The sequence below is a fragment of the Rheinheimera sp. genome, from assembly GCF_030824435.1.
In the GTDB taxonomy this organism is placed as follows: Bacteria; Pseudomonadota; Gammaproteobacteria; order Enterobacterales; family Alteromonadaceae; genus Pararheinheimera.
Genome location: NZ_JAVBXS010000088.1, coordinates 1 through 21,652 on the forward strand (window position 1 = coordinate 1; position 21,652 = coordinate 21,652).

General features: G+C 49.0%; 17 protein-coding genes and 1 tRNA gene. 8 read left to right on the forward strand and 10 right to left on the reverse strand.

Annotated features, from left to right (window positions below):
• Window positions 1–452 precede the first annotated feature (452 nt).
• From RCH83_RS14605 to RCH83_RS14615, 3 genes are all read left to right on the forward strand, one after another.
• Complete coding sequence (locus tag RCH83_RS14605) at window positions 453–1,778, forward strand: PAS domain-containing methyl-accepting chemotaxis protein (protein ID WP_306523399.1); 1,326 nt, start codon at window positions 453–455, stop codon at window positions 1,776–1,778.
• 149 nt (window positions 1,779–1,927) lie between these two features.
• The gene (locus RCH83_RS14610) at window positions 1,928–2,833 is read left to right on the forward strand and encodes a PhnD/SsuA/transferrin family substrate-binding protein (RefSeq protein WP_306523401.1); all 906 of its coding nucleotides are present in this window, start codon (window positions 1,928–1,930) and stop codon (window positions 2,831–2,833) included.
• A gap of 262 nt (window positions 2,834–3,095) precedes the next feature.
• Window positions 3,096–3,797 (forward strand): hypothetical protein, encoded by a 702-nt coding sequence (locus RCH83_RS14615; protein ID WP_306523403.1) that lies wholly within the window; start codon window positions 3,096–3,098, stop codon window positions 3,795–3,797.
• 384 nt (window positions 3,798–4,181) lie between these two features.
• Here RCH83_RS14615 and RCH83_RS14620 read toward each other — a convergent pair whose 3' ends face one another.
• From RCH83_RS14620 to RCH83_RS14635, 4 genes are all read right to left on the reverse strand, one after another.
• Window positions 4,182–6,602 (reverse strand): TonB-dependent receptor, encoded by a 2,421-nt coding sequence (locus tag RCH83_RS14620; protein WP_306523405.1) that lies wholly within the window; start codon window positions 6,600–6,602, stop codon window positions 4,182–4,184.
• 330 nt (window positions 6,603–6,932) lie between these two features.
• Window positions 6,933–9,563: a phosphoenolpyruvate carboxylase gene (gene ppc, locus RCH83_RS14625; protein ID WP_306523407.1), complete on the reverse strand. Its 2,631-nt coding sequence runs from the start codon at window positions 9,561–9,563 to the stop codon at window positions 6,933–6,935.
• Between the two features lie 256 nt (window positions 9,564–9,819).
• Window positions 9,820–11,187 (reverse strand): cation:proton antiporter, encoded by a 1,368-nt coding sequence (locus tag RCH83_RS14630; protein ID WP_306523410.1) that lies wholly within the window; start codon window positions 11,185–11,187, stop codon window positions 9,820–9,822.
• A gap of 147 nt (window positions 11,188–11,334) precedes the next feature.
• Window positions 11,335–12,123 (reverse strand): fumarylacetoacetate hydrolase family protein, encoded by a 789-nt coding sequence (locus RCH83_RS14635; protein ID WP_306523412.1) that lies wholly within the window; start codon window positions 12,121–12,123, stop codon window positions 11,335–11,337.
• A 190-nt stretch (window positions 12,124–12,313) separates the two neighbouring features.
• Between RCH83_RS14635 and RCH83_RS14640 the strand changes: the two genes are divergently transcribed.
• Both RCH83_RS14640 and RCH83_RS14645 read left to right on the forward strand, forming a co-directional pair.
• Window positions 12,314–12,387 (forward strand) — tRNA-Gly (locus RCH83_RS14640).
• 228 nt (window positions 12,388–12,615) lie between these two features.
• The gene (locus RCH83_RS14645) at window positions 12,616–14,292 is read left to right on the forward strand and encodes a M20/M25/M40 family metallo-hydrolase (RefSeq protein ID WP_306523414.1); all 1,677 of its coding nucleotides are present in this window, start codon (window positions 12,616–12,618) and stop codon (window positions 14,290–14,292) included.
• An 84-nt stretch (window positions 14,293–14,376) separates the two neighbouring features.
• On the opposite strand, the gene bfr (RCH83_RS14650) is transcribed toward RCH83_RS14645, so the two are convergent.
• The 4 genes from bfr (RCH83_RS14650) to RCH83_RS14665 form a co-directional block, all read right to left on the reverse strand.
• Window positions 14,377–14,844, reverse strand: a complete 468-nt coding sequence (bfr, locus tag RCH83_RS14650) for a bacterioferritin (protein ID WP_306523416.1) — start codon at window positions 14,842–14,844, stop codon at window positions 14,377–14,379.
• Window positions 14,844–15,323 carry a bacterioferritin gene (gene bfr / locus RCH83_RS14655; protein ID WP_306523418.1) on the reverse strand — a complete coding sequence of 160 codons (480 nt, stop codon included), beginning with the start codon at window positions 15,321–15,323 and terminating at the stop codon, window positions 14,844–14,846. Before bfr (RCH83_RS14655) ends, bfr (RCH83_RS14650) begins: the two co-directional genes overlap by 1 nt.
• A gap of 273 nt (window positions 15,324–15,596) precedes the next feature.
• Window positions 15,597–16,565 carry a hypothetical protein gene (locus RCH83_RS14660; protein WP_306523420.1) on the reverse strand — a complete coding sequence of 323 codons (969 nt, stop codon included), beginning with the start codon at window positions 16,563–16,565 and terminating at the stop codon, window positions 15,597–15,599.
• Window positions 16,553–16,897 carry a PadR family transcriptional regulator gene (locus RCH83_RS14665; protein WP_306523422.1) on the reverse strand — a complete coding sequence of 115 codons (345 nt, stop codon included), beginning with the start codon at window positions 16,895–16,897 and terminating at the stop codon, window positions 16,553–16,555. The genes RCH83_RS14660 and RCH83_RS14665 overlap by 13 nt, the downstream gene beginning before the upstream one ends.
• Before the next feature lie 255 nt (window positions 16,898–17,152).
• Here RCH83_RS14665 and RCH83_RS14670 point away from each other — a divergent pair, with 255 nt between their 5' ends.
• The 3 genes from RCH83_RS14670 to aqpZ all read left to right on the forward strand — a co-directional run bounded on the left by RCH83_RS14670 (window position 17,153) and on the right by aqpZ (window position 19,451).
• Complete coding sequence (locus RCH83_RS14670; RefSeq protein WP_306523424.1) at window positions 17,153–17,815, forward strand: flavin reductase family protein; 663 nt, start codon at window positions 17,153–17,155, stop codon at window positions 17,813–17,815.
• Window positions 17,816–17,884: 69 nt separating this feature from the next.
• Window positions 17,885–18,583 (forward strand): VC0807 family protein, encoded by a 699-nt coding sequence (locus RCH83_RS14675; protein WP_306523426.1) that lies wholly within the window; start codon window positions 17,885–17,887, stop codon window positions 18,581–18,583.
• Window positions 18,584–18,755: 172 nt separating this feature from the next.
• A complete protein-coding gene (aqpZ, locus tag RCH83_RS14680; protein WP_306523428.1) occupies window positions 18,756–19,451 on the forward strand; it encodes an aquaporin Z in 696 nt (231 codons plus the stop codon).
• Window positions 19,452–19,458: 7 nt separating this feature from the next.
• Here the strand turns inward: aqpZ and RCH83_RS14685 are convergent, their stop codons facing one another.
• The gene (locus tag RCH83_RS14685; RefSeq protein WP_306523430.1) at window positions 19,459–20,226 is read right to left on the reverse strand and encodes an ABC transporter substrate-binding protein; all 768 of its coding nucleotides are present in this window, start codon (window positions 20,224–20,226) and stop codon (window positions 19,459–19,461) included.
• Between the two features lie 82 nt (window positions 20,227–20,308).
• Window positions 20,309–21,487 (reverse strand): cystathionine beta-lyase, encoded by a 1,179-nt coding sequence (locus RCH83_RS14690; RefSeq protein WP_306523432.1) that lies wholly within the window; start codon window positions 21,485–21,487, stop codon window positions 20,309–20,311.
• Window positions 21,488–21,652 lie beyond the last annotated feature (165 nt).

Consider the following 21,652-nt stretch of genomic DNA (forward strand, 5'->3'; position numbering starts at 1 on the left):
CATCCATAGGCTTCACCTCATTCCACGGCATAATCTCCTCCGGATGTGGTTAATTTCATCCAGAGAAGTGTTACCTATGTGGTTGAACTAAAGTGTCACCTATGAGTGTGAACCGTACCGGGGTCGTTTTTTGCGTCACTTTTTGTCGACACAAAAAGTGATTCGCCCGCGGAGGCGAGTCTCCGCTTAGCGCCATGCCGCAGGCATCAACAAAACCAAATAATGTGTAGCCTACGTCTGTGCACGAACCTGTTACCTATGTGCTTAAACTAAAGTGTCACCTATAAGTGTGAACCGTGCCCCAGGCCATGAAAAAGAATCAAAAGCCAATCGCAGATAACAGTACTCCTGCCAAAGAGCATAAGCCGACAACTTGAGTTATCGATACTTGCTGTATAGAGTCAATGCAGTACTTGCCACCTGATAAGTGCACTCAAATCAGAGGATTGTTTATGTTTGATTGGTTCGGCCTGAAGGCTTTGCGGGAAGAAAACGAACAGTTAAAAGAACAAGTCAGTATGCAGGCGCAAATTCGTGACAGCGTCGGTAAACAAATGATGCGTTTAACCATGGACGCTAACGGCAAAATCCGGGCTGTGAATGCGAATTTTTGCAGTGAAAGTACACTTAGTGAAATGGACGTCATTGGCCGGCAAGTGCTGGATTTGGTGCCGTCTTTTTTGCAGCAAACCGAACATTTTAAAAAGCTGGCCACTGCGCTTAGAAACGGTGAATTCTGGATAGGTGCCTGGCAAATTGCCAACCGGCAGGGGCAGGAATTCTGGTTGCGGGCGGCGCTTTGTCCGGTAAAAACCAGTGCAGGTAAGCTTGATCATTTTGAAATTTATGCCAATAACCTCACCCGCACCATTGAAACGTCGCAGCAGCATGACGCGCTGATCAAAGCCATGCAACGCTCTACCGCTGTGATTGAATTTGATATGCAAGGCCATGTACTTAGCGCTAACGACTTGTTTTTACAGGCTATGGGCTACCGGTTAAATGATATTGCCGGTAAACATCACAAAATGTTTTGCCCGGCCGATATCCAGCAAAGTGCCGAATACAGCCAGTTCTGGCAACGTTTAGGCCAGGGCCAGTTTGTCGCCGACCGTTTTCGCCGGGTAGATAATGCCGGGCGTGAAGTTTGGCTGGAAGCCTCTTATAACCCTATTGCCAATGCCCGTGGTGAATTTTACAAAGTGGTGAAGTTTGCCACTGTGATCACAGATCAAGTGCTGCAGGAACGGGAAGTAGCCAGTGCCGCCCAGGTGGCTTTTTCTACCTCACAGGCCACTGATCAAAGCTCGCGTCAGGGTAAACAGGTGATGCACGACACCGCCGCCCTGATGCAGCAGCTTGAAGCCCAGATGAGTAAAGCAGTAGAGAACATTAACGACCTCGCCCGCCAGGGCCAGCTGGTGCAGAGTATTATCCAGAGTATTCAGGGTATTGCCGATCAAACCAATTTATTGGCGCTGAATGCTGCCATTGAAGCAGCGCGGGCCGGTGAACAAGGCCGTGGTTTTGCTGTTGTGGCCGACGAAGTGCGTCAGCTGGCGTCGCGCACCAGTGCTGCCACTGTGGAGATAGTGGATGTAGTGAACCGCAATCAGCAGCTGTCATCCAATGCGGTGCAAATGATAGAACAGAGCCAACAACAAGCTCAGGATGTGAATGCGCTGATAGGTCAGGCGCGGCTGGTGATTGACGATATTCAGCTCGCCGCCCAACAAGTGGTTGATTCAGTGTCAAAATTTGCCAACAGAATTAAATAAATCATTGTTTGGATGCGCCCCTGACAAGCCAAAACAGCCAGGGGCCTGCGCCTTTTAGCACTGCTGCTGATGCACGCTGCCTGCACTGGACGAACCAGCAGGCAAAACGCTAAGCTGCCAGTTTCATTCCAATCAGCACAGTTTTTTTTATGTCATCGCCACTGATACCTTTAAGTTCTGCATTGTTGCGGCAACCGCTGCGTTTTATGTCGCGGCCGCTTTGCCTGTGGCTGTGCTCTGTGTTTTTCAGCCTGCAGGGCCACAGCAAACCGCTGGTGGTGGCTACTTATGCCTACCCTGATATCAACCGGCAGGCGGCTGTCACCCCTTTAGCCAACTGGCTGGCTGCTCAGCAACAACAGCAGGTGACAGTGCTAGTGGCAAACAAACCGGATGAGCTGGTAAAGCTTGCTGTGCAGGGCAAGGCTGATCTGGTGGTGCCCAATCTGGTGGCCTATCTGCAAATTCAGCAACAGACTAAAACCATGCTGAATTTTCTGGTGCCCGCTGGCCAACAAACGCAACAACAAGCTGTGTATACCTCGAGTGTGCTTGGCAAAAATGTAACAGATTTTCAGCAGCTGCAACTGCTGTTACCACAAGGCCAGCCACTGACGGTATTTGCGGTCTGGCCTGATTCGGCGTCCGGCGGACTTATTGCCACTGCAGAACTCAAACAGCAACTGGCCGGGCAGTTTTCAAAGCTGAAGTTTGATTATGTTGGCAGTCATCAGGCGGTAGTTCCGGCTTTGGCAGCCAGCGAACAAGGCCTTGGTATAGTGGCAACCGCAACCTTACCGGCACAGCTGCCTAAAGGCGTCCGCGAAATCTGGCGTTCCGCCGAACTGCCTTTTGGCGCTTTACTTTGTAACAGTCAGACTTTGCCTTGTAACAAACTAAGTCAACAGCTTAGCAAGGCTCCACAAGCTGAAGCTGTATTAAAAGGCCTGCAACAGGGCTGGGCGGAATTTCGCCAGAGCACCCAACTGGCACCTGTGGATGAAGCGCCTTATCAGCCACTGCGTAGCCTGCTCAGCACCGGCTTAGCCCACTGACGCCCAGCGTAACAGCTGATCAGACAGCGGTTTTTCACACCACGCTTATTACTAAACACAGCGGCCTATGCGCTACCGCTGTGTTTGTTTTTCCCCGAAATCAAGCTGTTGCCAACTGAGCAACGGCCACAACAAAAACAACTTCCTGCACACAAGAAACAACATCTGCTGACAAAGAATTACAGATCCCGCCAGCGGTGCTTTTTTACTATGGCCTGGCATCCAGCCAGCAGGCTGTAACAGTGTCCCCGGAGGATTGATAATGAGAGTTTCGAACCGCTTAAGCTGGTGTTTATGGCCCGCTGTACTGACTTTAACCGCATGTGTGTCGACCGCAAAAATGGCGCTGCCTGAGTCGGCGGCCACAGCTGTTGAATATACGGTGAGTGGTGCCAATCCTTTTGCCTGGGATAAACCGCTGCAATTTGGTCGCTGGCATACCACCCAGCTTAAGGATAAAGGCCGGCTTGATGCCGGGCTGAACTTTGGCAAGATTGGGATTGGCGGCACTTATCATGGCAAAACCATCAGCACCAACACCGGCAGCGCAGCGCGTTGTAGTGGTCTGCTGCTGAGCGCAAGTAAAGGCACGTTGGCTGTTGATCCGGCTTTTGGCAACTTGCCGGTATTATCCTGTACCTTCGCAGGCGCTTTGCAGGGCGAGCTGTCGCTGCGTCAGGATCATCTCAATCGTCTGCAGGGGCAGCTGGTTAGCGGCAACGCTGTGTACGACATCAGCTCAGTACATCAGCTCCAGGGTGGTTTGTTCAGCAGTGCAGTGCCGCTTGGTTTTCACTTAAAAAAACAACAACAACTGTATTGGTCGGTGGAAAAAATCAACGAAGGCCGGGTGTTGTTATGGCAACAAGGCAACGCTGCTGAGCAGGATTTACTGGCCACAGCCAGTCTGGTGCTGCTGGCCACCAATTTTGATAATTTATTATGGGAAGATCCAGCGCCGTAGCCACAGCAAAACGCCCAACAAAAAACCCGGCAGAAACCCCTGCAAAAGTCGGGGTTTTTTATTTTTATCTCAAGCCGAATATCAGCCTGCTTTTATCGTCCTGTGGCAACTTAGAAAAAGCTGTAATTCAGACCTGTGGTTAAGCGGCGTTCTTTAACAAAAGCCCCGGCAGAAACCCCGGTAAAAGCCGGGGTTTTATTTTTATCTCAGGCCGAATATCAGCCTGCTTTTATCGTCCTGTCACAACTTAGAAAAAGCTGTAATTCAGACCTGTGGTTAAGCGGCGTTCTTTAACAAAAGCCCCGGCAAAAACCCCGGCAAAAGCCGGGGTTTTATTTTTATCTCAGGCCCAATGTCAGCCTGCTTTTATCGTCCTGTCACAACTTAGAAAAAGGTGTAATCCAGACGGATGGTTAAGCTACGCTCTTCGGCAAAATCCACCGCCAAATCGTTGCGGGTGTTGGTGCCTCGGCTACGCGCCCGTTTGTAGTTAATCACTTCTTCGTCCAGCAGGTTTTTCACAAAAACGCTGATTTTGGTGTTTGGATTTACATCAAAACGGGTAGATAAGTTCAGACGGTGGTACGAAGGTACAGAATCTGAACCGTCGGCACGGGCGTTAAAGTGCGAGTTATATTTGCCATAAGCTTCCACATCTAACCGCACAGAAGCGTCGCGGTTAAATAACTGCAATGTATGGTCAATACCTAAAAACGCATTGTATTTAGGTACCATGGTCATTTCCTGACCAGCTTTGGCCTGCAGTGACGCTACATCAACCAGCAACTTAGAGTTGGTATAAGAAGTGTTAAATACCAGGTTGGTTTGTTCAGTTAACTGATATTTACTTTCCCATTCAAGACCACGTGAACGGGCTTTTGCCGCATTGCCGGTGTAGCTGAAACCACAGCTTGGCATATAAACGCTGACAATCACGTCATCCCAGTTGATCTGATAAGCCGCTACAGTAAATTGCAGCTTGTTATCAAGATTGGCTTTATAACCCAGCTCATAGTTCATGATGCTGTCACTGGTGTAACGGTCTTTGCGGGCGCCGGCAAATTCGTCGTTCTGACAGGCATTTGCCAGAGGCGCATTGTTACCACCAGGGCGATAACCTTCAGCCGCTAACAAATACACCGACTGGTTTTGTTCAGGTAACCAGGCCAGACTGAATTTTTTTCTGTTGCCAGACTCTTTACCACCGGAAGTGGTGCTGTTGGCGGTCGAGCCAATCCAGACACCGGATTGGTTGTAGCTGCTGTAGTCTTCCAGCTCGTAAAAACGGATACCTGCGGTTAATTCAAAATTACCAACACTGCCGGTTTCAATCAGGTAGCTGGTTTCACCAAACAGTGCTTGTTCCAGTGCCCAGCTGCCGTTGTAAGACAGGTTGTAGTTTTTCGAATTGTCGCCGTATAACTGCTGACCTAACTGCGCAATAGTGTTGATACCTTGCTCTGCCCAGCCCGGATCATAAGCCATACCCGACCAGTCAGTGAAAATAGCAATGCTGCGGGCGTCGGTTTCATGGTATTGCCACTGGGTGTCCGGTGACACACCACGCCAGTCTTTGTCATAAAAATAACCAACTGTCCACTTCAGGTTGCCCTGGTTATTGTCCTGCAAACGGAATTCATGGGTCACTCTGCTGGTTTCATCGTCGTTCAGGATCCAGGTTTTGACCATGTCTTCCATATCCAGCCGCGACCAGTTGTCCAGGCTGTTTTCTTTAAACACCCGGTAAGAACCGGTGTAGCTGCCGTTGGCAAAGTTGCCGATATTGTCAAACTCACCTTTGAGCGTCAGTAAATCTGTGCTGTTTTCCAGCCAGCCATCAAGCTGCTCCCAAATGGTGTATTTTTTGTCTACACCACCAATTTTGCTACCGCTGCGGCATTGTGGTCTGTTGTCCGTTGGGTTGGCACAGTTCACTCTGTTGTAATCAATGTCGTAACCAATAGGTGATTCAGCATTGGGGGTTAAATCTGCCGTCCAGTAATAACCAGGAACCGACATATCAGACGACAAGGTACCAATACGTTTTGAGGTGACATTCCAGTACGCCAGGTTAAAGCTGGTGTCTTCAGTCAGTTGCCATAACAGTTGAGTGCGGGTGTAGTTATCTTTGCGATTACGCTGTACACCGGTCTGGGCGTTTTTAATAGCACCAGGTTTGTCAGATGAATGGCCGGTAAACCGCAGTGCCAGAGTGTCGTCCAGCAACGGAATATTCACTGCTGTCCAGCCACGTAAATCCTGGCCGTCGACATTTTTCACCGTTTTGTTCTGCAACGCAGTAGAGATTTCAAATTCGTTTAATTGTGGCTTGCGGGTTAACACCCGGACGGTACCACCAATAGCGTTAGAACCCCACAAAGTACCTTGTGGACCACGCAATACTTCAACTGCGTCTACGTCGTATAACTCGCCAAAATCAAAGGGAATGTCGTCGGTAAAAGACGAGCTGGTACCGGGCGCTGAACTGTTACCACCTGACAAACCGCGTAAAATTAATTCACCACGCGGGTTGGCCGCACCGGCCAGCGTTCTGAATAAGTCTTCTTTATTCAACAGGTTACGGTTAGAAATTTCTACCGCTGATACTGAAGAAACCGCCATTGGAATTTGCACCAGGCTTTCAGTTCTTTTCCGTGAAGTGACGGTAATAACTTCAACTTCTTCTTTGTTTTCTGCTGTTGCTGCTGTTGTGTCCTGCGCCTGCGCACCGGCAGCAGCAAACACACCACCAAACAACATAGTTGCGAGCAGTGACTTTTTAAATGGAGTTGTTCCAATCAACATAAGTTGTTTCCTTGGGTCTGAGTTTATAGTTATTGATCTGCTGAGTTAATACAGCAAATCGTTAATCAGCAGACACAAACATAATTAATCTTATGAACAATTTCTATACATTAAATCCAACTATGCGACAAAATTAGTTTCTAAAATAGGTTTATTTCAGCAATAACAAGGCTTCGCCTGCTGTTGTTTTTTATCAGAAAATTAAGAAAAGCTGAGCCTGCAAGCTTGATTATCCACTCAGTGCATCACAGGCTTTGCAAAAAACCACAAAAAAGGCGCCATCCGGCGCCTTATTTGCTCATGCTGAATTTACCAAGGCAACAATAGGTTTTACCCCGAGTTACGCATACCCGCCGCTATACCGGCAATAGTCACCATTAAAGCGCGTTTAATATTGTCGTTGACCGTTTCCGGGGCGTGACGCACGCGGTTTAATAGTTCCACCTGCAAAATATGCAATGGGTCGACATAAGTGTTGCGCAGCACTATCGACTCTCTGATCCAGCTTTCGTTGGCCATAAAATCTTTAGCGTCAATCAGTTGCAGCAGCAGCTTACTGTCGGCTTCCAATTGGCTTCTAAGCTCAACCCCTAAATGTTTAAGCTCAGCCGGCACCAGTTTTTCGTCGTAATAAGCGGCAATCTGGGCGTCGGCTTTGAGGTACACCATTTCCAGCATCGACAAACGAGTGGCAAAAAACGGCCATTCGCGGCGCATCTGGTGGATAGTTGTGGTGTTACCTGCGGCCACCACTTTAGCCAAAGCACTGCCAGCACCCAGCCAGGCGGGGAGCATTAAGCGGTTTTGTGACCAGGCAAAAATCCACGGAATAGCCCTTAAACTTTCCACTCCACCATTGGGGTTACGTTTGGGTGGACGACTGCCAAGCGGCAACTGACCAAGCTCCAGCTCTGGCGTGGCTGCGCGGAAATACCGCACAAAATCAGGGTGATGCCGCACTATAGCGCGATAAGCTTCACAAGAATCTGTGGCCAGTTGTTGCATCAACGCCCGCCATTCTGTTTTTGGTACCGGTGGTGGTAACAATACCCCTTCCAGCACCGCAGAGGCGTACAGCGCCAGACTACGCTGCGCCAACTGACTTAAACCAAATTTAAAGCGGATCATTTCGCCTTGTTCGGTGACCCGCAGGCCACCGGCCAACGAACCTGGTGGCTGCGACAAAATAGCGGCGTGAGCCGGGCCGCCGCCACGGCCAATAGTACCACCACGGCCGTGGAATAACGTCAGCTGCACTTTGGCTTGTTGGCAAATAGCCACCAAAGCTTCCTGCGCACTGTATTGCGCCCAGCCTGCCGCTATAGCGCCGGCGTCTTTGGCTGAGTCGGAATAACCAATCATCACTTCCTGTTTGCCCTGAATATAACCACGATACCAGTCGATGCTCAGTAACTTGCTGATACATTCAGGCGCATTGGTTAAATCGGCAAGAGTTTCAAATAAAGGTGCTACCCGCATTGGGAAACTAATGCCGGCGTCTTTAAGCAGCAGCTGCACCGCCAGCACATCAGACGGCTGACCTGCCATCGAAATCACATAAGTAGAAAGCGCTTCACTGCCATGGCGGGCAACAATGTCACAGGTATCCAGCACTTCCTGCACTTCGGCGCTGGGCTGCCAGTTTTTTGGAAACAACGGCCTTTTGCTGGCGAGTTCATTCAGTAAAAACGCCTGGCGGGCGCCTTCGTCCCACTGCGCATAATCCCCCAAACCTAAATATTTGGTAAATTCGCTGAACACCTGGGTATGGCGGCCCGACTCCTGCCGCACATCCAGTTTTAACAAAGTTAAACCAAAAGCATAAGCACGGCGGATGGTATCCAGTAGCTGACCGTTGGCAATCACCTGCATTTTGCAGTCGATAAGCGAGCGGTAACACAACAGCAGTGGTTCTAACAGCTGATTGTTATGCCAGAGCAAATCATCCGGCTTTTGTAATCTGTCGTGTTTAAGCGCTTCACCCAGCCAGTCGCGGGTATACACCAGTTTGTTTTTTAACTGTTTTAATACATCACGGTAAGGCTCTGACGAGTTGCCGCTGGCGGCCAATAAATCGTTATTGGCCAGGTTCATCGACAGTTCGTTGCCCAGCACTTCCAGGTCGCGGCTGAATAAATCGGCGGCTTTCCAGCGGCTTAATAACAACACCTGACGGGTGACTTTGGCTGTGACAAAAGGGTTACCGTCGCGATCGCCACCCATCCAGCTGGAAAACTTAATAGGGGCGGCGTCCAGCGCCAAACCATGGCCAAGCACTGGTTTTAATGCGTCATCCAACTCACGGATAAAGTCCGGAATGGCATACCACAACGAGGTTTCAATCACGGCAAAACCGGATTTAGCTTCATCAACTGGTGTTGGCCGCTGCTCACGGATTTCGTTGGTATGCCAGGCCTGGGTAATTAAATCACTGAGCCTAAGCTCAATTTTATGGCGCTGCGCCGGGGTAACATCCTGCTCCAGCTCGGCCAGACAATCGGCAATTTGGGTGAGTTTATAAATCAGGGTGCGGCGGGTCACTTCAGTCGGATGTGCTGTTAGTACCAGCTCTATCGATAAATCAGCCACCGCCTGACGGGTTTTGGCAACATCGACATTTTTTTGCTGTAACAACGCCAACAATTCAGCCAAAGGTTCTGGTTTTTCAATAGCACTGTGGCCGGCTTTAGAAATGGTGTGGTACTGCTCGGCTAAATTGGCCAGATTTAAAAACTGGGCAAAAGCACGCGCCACCGGCAAAATTTCATCATCACCCAGGCTTGCCAGAATTTGTTTCAGTTGTTGGTTTTCAGTGTCGGTGCCCTGCCGGGCTTGTTTGGCTAACAAACGGATTTGTTCAATCCGCTCCAATACTGCGTCGCCTAACTGGTTGCGTACTGTGTCGCCGAGCTGAGTGCCCAGCAGACCCACATTTGCCCTCAAGGCAGCATATTGTGACATGTCCCATTCCTCTTGCTGCGCGCTGTGGCGTCTGTTGTTTTGCTGTTGCTGCTGTTGTCGTAATAACTGCTTATTTTTAATCCACCCTAGCCTGTTCTTTGTTGGTACTCAACACTGACAGATTACAAAACAGGCAACAAAATGGACTTTTAGCCCTTTAGATGGCCTTTATTTTAAAGCTGACACAACTCCACAGAAAAAAACAGCGCCTGACACTGAAATAATCAGGCCACCAGCACAAGATCAAAGCTGGGTTTTAACTTTTCTCCCGGCCAAAAGGCCAAAACCGAAAACTGCGGCTGCTCTGGTTTTTAGTCTCAACAAGCGCGTTATCTTCCGGCTCAGCAGCCACCAGCGCCGACACATCCACCTGCACTTCATGTTGCTGACGCCAGACCCCTTGCCGCCATGGGCTTTTTGGCCTTACCGGCGTACTGTCGGCCGCTTCTCCGGCCAGACCAAAAGCAAAAGCGGCAATAGGCGGGCCAAAGGTTTCAAACAAAGTGACAGCGCCCAGCACTACTGCTGCTATCACAGCGGCCTGCTCCGGCACCAGCTTGCCGCTGGTTTGCACCAGACCAATGGCCAGGCCCGCCATCGGAATTAACAACAAACCTGTTGCCTGTGCTTTGCGCCAGGGCTGCAAACCAAACCGCAGCGCTACACTCACCGCCAGCACTTTCACCAAAGAGCGGGTTAACACTAAAGCCAGAATGGCTGGCGCATAAGCAATTAACTCTTTCAGATGTAAACTGGCACCGGCAAATACAAATAACACAATAAAAAACAGCTCAAAAGCACTGCCAAACTCCAGCGCAGACACCACTTCCTCTTGCTCTACACTACGCACCACTATGCCCACTATTAAAGGCGCAAATAACATCGACAATTGCAGCTGCTGGGCCAGCCCAAGGGTTAACATCAGCGCCCCCACCACCAGCGCCAGCTTATATTGCGCCGCTTTGGCAGTGCGGCTGCTGACAAAATGCAGGCCAAGCCCAATACAAATACCCAGCAGGGCCGAACCAAACAATAAATACAAAGGTTGCAGCACTACTTGTTGCCAGCTGGCATTTTCATGTAGCAATAAAGCCGGGATCACCAACGCAAACACCAGAAAAGACAATAAGTTATTCAGTGCTACCAGGGTTTTGGCCGACTCTGTCACCGGGCCTTTGGCACCCACTTCATGCGCCACGTGTAATAACACTGCCGGCGACGAGGAAATCAGAATGGCGGCTATCACAGCGGCTATTACCGGGCTAAAACCCAACCAGAAACTGACGCTAAACACCGCCATAAAAGTCAGACCAGACTCCAGCAAAGCCACCGCCAACAATCTGGGAGATGCGCGGATAAAACGTAAATCAAGTGACGAACCCAGCCGGTATAAAATCAGTGCCAGCGCTATATCGATTAAAATACGGGCGTCTTTTAAGGTGTTGTAATCCAATAAACCCAACACACTGGGGCCGACTAAAAAACCAACCCCCATAAAACCTGTGATACTGGGCAACCAGGACCAGCGATGCGCCAGATAACCGCCCAAAGTGCCTACCACCAGCAGCACGCCAAAAGACAATAAGGGTGTCATGCTTAACCCATGTTGCGGCAAAAACTCCATGCCAAATCCTTGTTGTTATTGCTGTTATAAAAAAGGTTACAGCAGATAGATTGCAAAAACACATTAGCCACAACGCTTTGTATGGCGCTGCAGATCGTAAAGGCGGACAGCAGAAACTGATATTGTGAGCTGCAGCCGGTATAACGCTTACAGCGCCTGTTTGGCCTGAAACTGCAACTGAAATTGCCCCCAGTCGCCATATTGGAACTGAATTGGCTGATTCAGCGGCAACTCAATAACACCGGCATAAGAGCCGGTGATCACCGCCTGTCCGGCTTTGATTCCGATACCCTGAGTCGATAAAAAGTTCACCAGCCAATACAAAGCCGATTTGGCATTGTCATTCGGATGTTTGGCTTCTTGCTTAATACAACGGCCATCTGCACAGCGAATCTGCAGGCAAAACTGGCTGGTCTGCAAAGGTTCAGCCGCAAGCACAGGCCCCAGATACAAGCCCTGATTAAATAAACCATCGGCTAGTTGATCAAAATAACCAGCAGCACTGTCGGCTAAAAACCGGCTTTGGATCAGCTCAAGCGCCAGTCTGATTTCGCCAATGGCGGCATCTATTTCTGCTTGCTGGTAAGGTTTTGCATCAGCACCAAGTGCTGGCAAATCACGGCTGAATACAAAAGCCAGTTCCGGCTCTACTCTGGCTAAACCAGCAGAAGCAGGGAGCACCGAAGGCCAAATGGGGCAGATTGCCGCAGGTGAGATAGTGAGATCATCCGCATAAACAGGCGCTACCACTTGTTTGTCGGCACCAGGCAAAGCGCATTTCCAGCCGGCAATGGCCGAAGGCATCAAAGTGGCCACTTGCTGCTGCAATGCAAAAGCCTCAGCAAAATTTTGCGGGCGCAATTCTTGTGGCAATAAAGCAGCAACTTCACCTTGTTGGCGGCGACGGGCCAAAATAGCGGCGGCAGATCCAGACATCACAACACTCCGTGGCAGGCAAAAAACAGCGCCACTTTAACACGCTGACAACACATCAGGCAGATACAAACGCCGCCTTTGCACATTGCACCGGCGTGCGGCCTGTCAAAATACGGCCTGGCTGCCGACAGGGCAGCACAAAAGCAGGCAATTGACATAAGCTTGTGCCTTCAGTAACTTAACCGCCAAAGCGGGTGTCGTATAATGGTAATACCCTACCTTCCCAAGGTAGAGCCGTGGGTTCGATTCCCATCACCCGCTCCAGCTTTTTACTGTAACAACACTGCTTTTTTTGCCGCTTTAAAGACAAATAACCGCCACCATGTCGGCCCAAACCACAGAATATCGCCCCGCTGCTCACAATGACCGCAAACATATTGCCTTTGCTTGCCGGCTCATTTACTGCTGGTCAAACAAATCTGTTGGGGTTTGGCAGTTTTGTTATTTGCCACAGTATTTAAAAACAATAACTTATTAATGCCGGGAACTGTTATGAAACGTCTTTTTTTACCTGTGATGCTGTTTTCACCAGCGGCCCTTGTTGCTGCCGATCTGGATATGGCCAATAAAATCCGTCATGAAGGTTTTCACCAGTCTCAGGTGATGCATACGCTGGAGCATCTGACCGATAAGATTGGACCCCGTTTGACAGCCTCGCCACAGATGGTGCAAGCCAACCACTGGACCTTACAACAACTGAAAGACTGGGGTTTAAAAAACGGCCAGTTACATGCTTTTGAATTTGGCCGTGGCTGGAGCAGCGAATCGGCCAGCATCACGCTGGCAGGTCCACGTCAGCAATCGTTACACGGTATTCCGGTGGCCTGGACACCTGGCACCCAGGGCGCGGTCACAGGTGAAGTGATGTTATTTGACGTCAATACCACTGCTGATCTGGCGGCTTATGCCGGCAAACTGGCGGGTAAAGTGCTGCTGATGGGCGAAGATGTAAAAATAGAAGCACCAAAAACCGTTATTTTTGAACGTTTAAGCGCACAAAAACTAACAGAACTGAAAGATTACGACACCAGCGCCCGCGCCAGTTATGAGTCTTTTATGACCAAAGCTTTGCGCGACAGTCGCATGCAAAGTTATAAATTTAACAAAGAGTTAGATGCATTTTTATTAAAAGAAAAAGTTGCGGCTGTAATTTACCGCAGCAGCCGTCAGGGTGGTTTGGTGCGGGTATTTGGCAAATCACATAAAGAAGGGGAAACCTTCCCAGTGCCGGCCATGATCATCGAACAGGAAGACTACAGCCTGCTGCTGCGGATGCTGGACCGCAAAGAACAACCCAAACTGACGCTGGATATTAAAGCCCGTTTCCACGACGAAGATATGAAGTCTTATAACACCATTGCCGAAATTCCGGGCAGCACAGATGAAGTGGTGATGGTGGGTGGTCACCTCGACTCCTGGCATGCCAGCGATGGTGCTGTAGATAACGGCGCCGGTGTGGCAGTGGCGATGGAAGCGGTGCGTATTTTAAGCAAACTGAATGTTAAACCTAAACGCACTATCCGTATTGCCCTCTGGTCGGGTGAAGAGCAGGGTTTATACGGCTCCCGCGCTTATGTCAATGACTTCCTGGCGAGCCGGCCAGAGCCGGAAGACGCCGCCGAAAAAGCTTTGCCAAGGTATTTGTGGTCAAGCCCGGGCTGGCCAATTCAGCCAAAAGCAGGTTACGACAAATTGTCGGTGTATTTTAATATGGATAACGGCAGTGGTAAGTTCCGCGGCATTTATACCGAAGGCAATGTGGCAGTGAAACCGGTATTTACTGACTGGTTTGGCCCTTACAGCGACTTAAGCACAGGCACCATTTCGCCTTTATCGACCGGCGGCACCGACCATGAGTCTTTTGATGATGTGGGTTTACCTGGTTTCCAGTTTATTCAGGATCCGCTGGATTACAGCACCAGACTGCACCACACCCATATCGACTCTATCGACCATGTGGTTGAAGAGGACTTAAAACAAGCCTCTGTGCTGATGGCTGGTTTCCTGTATGAAGCAGCGATGGCTGAGAAAAAACTGCCACGTAAACCAATGCCAACAGCACCTTCCAAAGTGCAACAACAACAAAAAGACTTAGAAGCGACCAAAGAACGCCGCTTGCGTGAACTGGAAGCCAAAAAAGCCTTAGAGACTAAAGCGGTTTACGAATAACCATCTGCCGCACCAATGCAGCTGCAGCCAATAAAAAACACCGGCCATGGCCGGTGTTTTTTTGCAAAGTTAATCAGCCGGTACTTAGAGCTGAGCCTGCAGATAGTTGGGTAAACCCAACATTTTAATCTGCCGTAACTGTTGTTCCAGCCAATGGGCGTGGTCGTTTTCAGTGTCATCCAATAATGTTTGTAACATAGCGCGGGTGACATAATCCTGCTGCTGTTCGCATAAGGCCATGGTTTTCTTTAATAAAGCGCCCACTGCGTATTCCACATTTAAATCGTTTTGCAACATGGAAGGCACATCAGTGCCAATTTGCAGGCCGTCACGCGTGACCATGTCCGGTGTGCCTTCAAGAAATAAAATACGTTCGATAATTAACGAAGCATGACCTTTTTCGTCTTCTACTTCGTGGTCAATACGCTCAAACAGCTTGTGCAGACCCCAGTCTTTATACATGCGTGAATGGATAAAATATTGGTCCATGGCACTGAGCTCATTGGCAAGCAGGGTGTTCAGCGCATTGATAATTTGTTGTTTGCCTTGCATTATTTATCTCCTTCACCCAGTTTGCTCTGCAGATAATTGGCCAGCCCCATCACACTGATCTGATATTGCTGGGCGTTAATCCAATCGATATGTTCTTCTTCGTGTTCCAGAATTTCCTGCAGAATCTCCCGGCTGACGTAATCCTGTTCTTTTTCACAAAGCGCAATGCTCTGTTTTAATAACGGCAACTGCTCCAATTCAAAATCCAGATCACACTGCAACATTTCTTCGGTGTCTTCACCAATACGCAAACGGCCAAGTGCTTGTAAATTGGGTAAACCTTCCAGAAACAACACCCGCTCTATCAGCTCGTCGGCTTGTTTCATATCGCGGATGGACTTTTTGTAACAGACGTTGTTCAGCTCAGCCAAACCCCAGTTTTTATAAATGCGGGCATGTAAAAAATACTGATTGATGGAGGTGAGTTCTGAAGTTAACACTTCGTTTAAAGCGGCTATTACCGCCGGATGACCTTTCATCGTGAAGCTCCTGCAAAAGTGGGTCTGGAAATGTTGACTATTTTAGTAGGAGATAACGAAATGTCGAGTTTTAATTCGATAAAAACATGAATAAAATCATATACATGCAATTGCGAACGCTTCGCTTTAACACCAGAGTTCTTGTTGAGTGCAAAGCCTTTGCGCTCAACAAGAAAAACTGATGCCTTTTCAACATGCTAACTTTTGACCGGCACTGTTTATATGGTGTTTGTTGTCTGGTCTTTGTTGCACTCTGCTGGTGAGATCAGAGCATCATTCGTCAGTTTTTATCTGCCGCAGCTGCCTGATGCGATATAAATCCCTTAGCACTTCATAAAACAGGTAACAGGCCAGCAATAAAGCGCCATGCTGCAGCACTCTGTTAATGTCCGACAGCTCCAGTAGCCGTGGCAGCGGATTATTGGTAGCAAGCACTAGTTGGGGTAAAAAACCAATCCAGCTAAAAGCCAATACATACAACAGGTTTTGCAGCACATTCAGCAATAAAGTTGTTTGTTGCCAATAAGGCCGGTACCAACACCAGAGGCTGAATAACAAAGAGCACAACAACAACAGGCTCAGCAGCGGCATAAAAACTTTAAAGTCGGCGGAAAAAACCAGCCTTAACGAAGCCAGGGTGTCAGCCGACATCCAGAGCGGGTGCCATAACAACAATAATAAAAAACCGCTGCTGACCAGATCCGTAAAAATATCCATCAGCCGGATCTGCTGCCATGGCCGTTCAACCGCAGGTAAGTCTTTGACTTGCCAGTTTTGCTGAAGCAACCACCCAGCCAAAGGGTTGCCAAAAGCAGCGGAATAAAACACCAGCGTGACCACCATAAAAGCTGTTGCTACTTCGTCAAAAAAACCAAAACTCAGCTGCAATAAAAACTGCAACAACTTAAAGTGTTCGGCCTGCAACATCGACATGCCACTTTGCAGCAGCTGCAACACAAACAAAACCGCCAATACGAACTTCAGTACCTGCCAATACAACGGCATCAGTTCACTGCTCACCAGAGGCTGCGCCGGCGCATACTGAGCCGCCACATGGCGTGGATTGCCCCACTGTTGCAACAAGGCAGCAATTTCATCAGTGCTTAAAACCCGGCCCTGCTGTTGGGCCTGATGTTCAATTTTGTCCTGAATATCGGCGTCAAGTTCGCGGCTGATGGCGGCTTTGTCGGCTTCGGGTAAATAACGCGCCACGGCGCTGACATAACGTTTTACGAGTTCCATGAAGTTTTCTCCAGTAAATTTCCAAGCGCACCATTGAGTAATTGCCATTCAGCAGACAGCTGCTGCAACAGCTCTTTGCCTTGTAACGACAACTGGTAATAACGCCGCTCCCGCCCTTCGGCCTGCTGCCATTCGCTGTCGAGCAAACCTTGTTCGGCCAGACGCCGCACCAGCGGATATAAAGTGCCTTCGTCTATATCAATACCAGCATCCAGCAGCTGTTTGCGCAGTGAATAACCATAATGTGGCTGCTCTAACGATGCCAGAACCGCCAGCACCAGCACACCCCGCCTGAGCTCTCCGCGCATTTTGTCCAACCGGCTTTCTGTCATGTAGTTTCCTTTAGCGCTGTGTTGTGGTGACGCCACCCTCTGCAATACGGGCTGCTGCTTTGGTAGAACCAGCCTTAAGCCAATCCATACTGTGCATCACATACTGTATGCTACACAGCAAATACTATGCGTCACACAGTGAAAGCGCAAGTTTTTTGTGTGAATTTTAACCAAGGCTGCACCACGCCGGGCTTCAACAACGTTGTCCTTGTGGTATAACAAGGGTTTTCCCTAAAGCCGACACTGGAATTTCAGATGATTTTTGATTGTGCTGTCATGACCGCAGCCGGGATTTATCCGTTATTGGCAGGCACAGTGATCCCAAGGCCTATTGCCTGGCTCAGCACTTGTGATGATAAAGGCCAGCACAATCTGGCGCCTTTTAGCTTTTTTCAGCTGGTCACCGACAACCCACCTACTTTGATGATTTCCATCAACCGCCACAGCGATGGCAGCCAAAAAGACAGCAGCCTGAATTTACAACTCTGTCCTGAATTGGTGGTGCATCTGGTCACACCTGAACTTGCTGGCCTGATGAATGCCACAGCAGCAGGTTTTAGCAAAGACGTCAGTGAAATTACCGCGCTGCAAATTCAAACCAAAGCTGCCACAAAGGTGCGCCCACCCAGAGTCACCGCAAGCCCGGTGTGTTTTGAATGTAAAGTGGTAAGCCTGACGCCTTACCCGGCCGAAAATCCAAGTTGCGACATTGTGCTGGCTGAAGTGTTATGTATTGATATTGCTGATGAATTTCTGGACGAAAAACAAAAACTTAAACATACAAAACTGGATTTTTTAGCCAGGCTCGGCGGCTTGTGGTACAGCCATAGTCAGCAAAGCGATAACTTTCAACTGGCAAGACCGGTTTCAGCTCAGGCTGCAGTGCAAAGCCAGTTGCCCGATAGCAATCCAGCCTGAGACTGTGGTAAAAAGGCGCAGTCAGACTGAGCCTTTAGTTTCAGTTGTAGTTCGTACCGAGGTTTTTTTATGTCGCAGTCAGTAGCACCGGAAAAAAAGTCACAAGGTCTTCTTCCTAACCTTCTGTTTAATATCGCCATTCCCGTCATTATTCTCAGCAAGTTCAGCACCGAAGCTTATTTAGGCCCGGTCTGGGGTTTAGTCGTGGCTTTAATGTTTCCTATTGCTTATGGCCTGTGGGAGCTGAAAAAGTCCGGCAAAGTGAACTTCTTTTCGGTGGTGGGTTTAATTTCAGTGTTATTAACAGGTGGCATGAGCCTGCTGCAGCTGGACCCCAAATATATCGCCATTAAAGAAGCGGCAGTGCCCGGCATTATTGGTTTGTTGGTGTGGTTTAGTCAGCACAGTAAATTTCATCTGATTAAAACCATGTTAGAAAACGCGCAGCTGCTAAATATGGAAAAACTGCAGGCGGCTTTGGCCAAAAAAGACAATGCAGCACTTTTTGAACAAAAAATGAATTTTACCAATCAGTTATTGGCTGGTTCTTTTTTCCTGTCATCGGTATTAAATTACCTGCTCGCCAAATGGATTTTAGTCAGCCCACCCGGCACTACGGCTTATAACGAAGAATTGGGCCGGATGACGGCTTTAAGTTACCCCGTGATAGCACTGCCGAGTATGGTGCTGATGATGGCGGCGCTGTGGTATTTATTCAGCCAGATTGGCAAACTGACCGGCGAAGATATCGAAACCTTTTTGCAATAAAACCTGCTTTTGCCAAAGCGCTGCTGTTTGCCATAGCAGCGCTGTTTAAAACACCTTCCTGATATATTTTCTGCAACTTATTGCTTGCCTTCATATTTTGTTGCCAAAAATCTGCTTCACTTAACAGGCACCGATAACAGGTGTACCTCTGGTTCACAACAAGGACAAGTCGATGAATAAATATAGCGCTGAATTTTTTGGAACTTTCTGGTTGGTATTGGGTGGTTGTGGCAGTGCGGTGTTGGCTGCAGCTTTCCCCGGCCTGGGTATTGGTTTACTTGGGGTTTCTCTGGCTTTTGGTTTAACCGTTGTCACTATGGCTTATGCCATAGGCCATATTTCCGGATGCCACCTGAACCCGGCTGTGTCCATAGGGCTTTGGGCTGGTGGTCGTTTTCCCGCCAAAGAACTGTTGCCTTACATTATTTCGCAGGTGTTAGGCGGCTTAGCAGCTGGTGCCGTGCTGTACCTGATTGCCAGTGGTAAAGCAGGTTTTGAGTTGTCGGCCGGTTTTGCCGCCAATGGTTATGCCGAACATTCACCAGGCCAATATTCTTTGCTGGCTGCTTTAGTGTGTGAAGTGGTGATGACCATGATGTTTCTGGTGGTAATTTTGGGTTCCACCGACAAAAGAGCCCCGCAAGGCATGGCGCCGCTGGCAATTGGCCTGTGCCTGACGTTAATTCACCTGATTAGCATTCCGGTAACCAACACTTCAGTGAATCCGGCACGTAGCACAGGCGTGGCGCTTTTTGTCGGCGACTGGGCTGTGATGCAGCTTTGGTTATTCTGGCTGGCACCTATAGTGGGTGCAGTATTGGGGGCTGGCGTTTACAAAATGATCGGCAAAGAACAAACGCAGGAATAACAGTGACTTAAGACCTGGTGGCAACACCAGGTTTTGTTTTTTGTTGTAACTGAACATTTAACGCATCTACACAAGCAGCAGTCACGGTTTTTTTGCTGAACATCAGATGGATATCAGCCTGATATAAAATAAAAGGCAACACCGCCAGCATGGCTTCCGGTCCACGTTGCTTGTTGCGCAACTCAAGCCAGTTCTGGTCCACAATGCTGTAGTCAGCGCGTTGACTCAACACCAGCTCCAGCCGCTGCTCAGGGTCAAAAATCGCCAGAGAACGCTGAATTACCGCAGGTAATTGTTTTAATACTTCAAATTCTTCACCGTAAAAACCTTTGGGATTATAAGTGCCGGCCAGCCGGCGGCTCGCCAGGGTTAAAAAACCTTGTTTGCTATGAAGTTCAGGGTATTTTTGCAACAACTGCTGATGCACTACCAGCTGATTAATTTCGCGCCGGTAAGGTGCTGAAAACCAGGCATAAAGGGCTCTTTCTTTGGTGTAAGACGCGGCAAACAACAAATCAACCTGGCCATGCTCCAGCTGACTTAATGCCCGGGATTCCGGCAAAGGTAACAATTTGAGTTCAGTACCAACTGCGGCCAGAGTTTTGCGGATAAGCTCAATATCAGCACCTGTCACAGCTTCGTCGCGCACTTCAACATAAGGCAACCAGGTGCTGTTATACGGCATACGCAGTTCGGCCGGGCAAACACCGGCCTTCACCACAAAACTCACTACAAAACTTAACAGCAACAACAAGCTGCACCAGCCCAACTGCATACAACCAACTCCATCAGGCATATATCAGATATTCACCACTATAGCCCAAGCTGCCGCTGCAATGCGGCAGAAGTGTTGACCCTTATGCCGTCAGGGCTTTGGCAAAACGGCCAAAAGCTGCTTCTAAATCGGCAATTAAATCGGCTGGGTCCTCCAGGCCAATATGCAAGCGGATCACTGGCCCCTGATAAGGCCAATTGGTTGCTGTTCTGATACTTTGTAAATTCAGATTAAAAGTGACCAGACTTTCATAACCGCCCCAGGAAAAACCCATTTTAAAAAACTGCATACCTTCGACAAAAGCCGTGACAGCTTTGGCATCCCCTTGTTTGAGCACCAAAGACAACAAACCATTGCTGCCGGAAAAGTCGCGTTTAAATTCGGCATGGCCGGGATGATCCGGCAACGAAGGGTGCAAAATACGTGCTATTTCAGGCCTTTGTTGCAGGTAATTTAAAACTTCCAGCGTGTTTTGCTGATGTTGTTTTAGCCTGATACCGATAGTTCTTAAGCCACGGGCCGCCAGATATACATCATCAGCCGATGCACAATAACCCAGCAAATAACCGGCTTCCCGCAATTGTGGCCAGTGTTTTTCATTGGCGCTGGCCGTGCCCAGCATCACATCAGAATGACCCACTATATATTTAGTGGCCGCCTGAATAGACACATCAACACCATGAGAAAAAGGCTTAAATAACAAAGGTGAAGCCCAGGTGTTGTCCAGCATCACCACTACATCATGCTGTTTGGCAACAGCACAAATGGCCGGTACGTCCTGCACTTCCATCGAAATAGAACCGGGTGACTCGAGGAAAATCACTTTGGTATTAGGGCGGATCAGCGTTTTAATAGCAGCGCCAATCAGAGGGTCATAATAAGTGGTTTCAATGCCGAGGTTTTTCAGTAACTTATCGCACAAAGCCCGGGTAGGTTCATAGACAGAATCCACCATCAGCAGATGGTCGCCGCTTTGTAAAAACGCCAGCAAAGCCCCGCTGATAGCAGCAGCACCACAAGGGTATAAAGCACAACCGGCGCCGCCTTCAAGCTCACAAATAGCGTCGCTAAAAGCAAAGTGGGTTTGGGTGCCACGGCGGCCATAATAAGGCACCTGCTCGCCTCTTTTGGCAGTGGCATGTTTTAGTTCACTGACAGTGTCAAACACCACAGTGGACGCCCGCACCACAGGCACATTAACACTGTAACCTGTCCATTTTTTATCACGACCGGCGTGCACTATTTTACTTGCGATTTTCATTATTCTTCCTCAGACATCCGGATGCCTGCATTGTAGACATAGCCCAGCTGGAATTGCCAGACTGCTGTGATGCCTGTAGCTGCTGCTCCCGGCTGTTTTTACTGTTGTATATCGCGGTCATTTCCGGCAAGTTAACCATTTCAGGCACAAAAAAAGGACATTTAT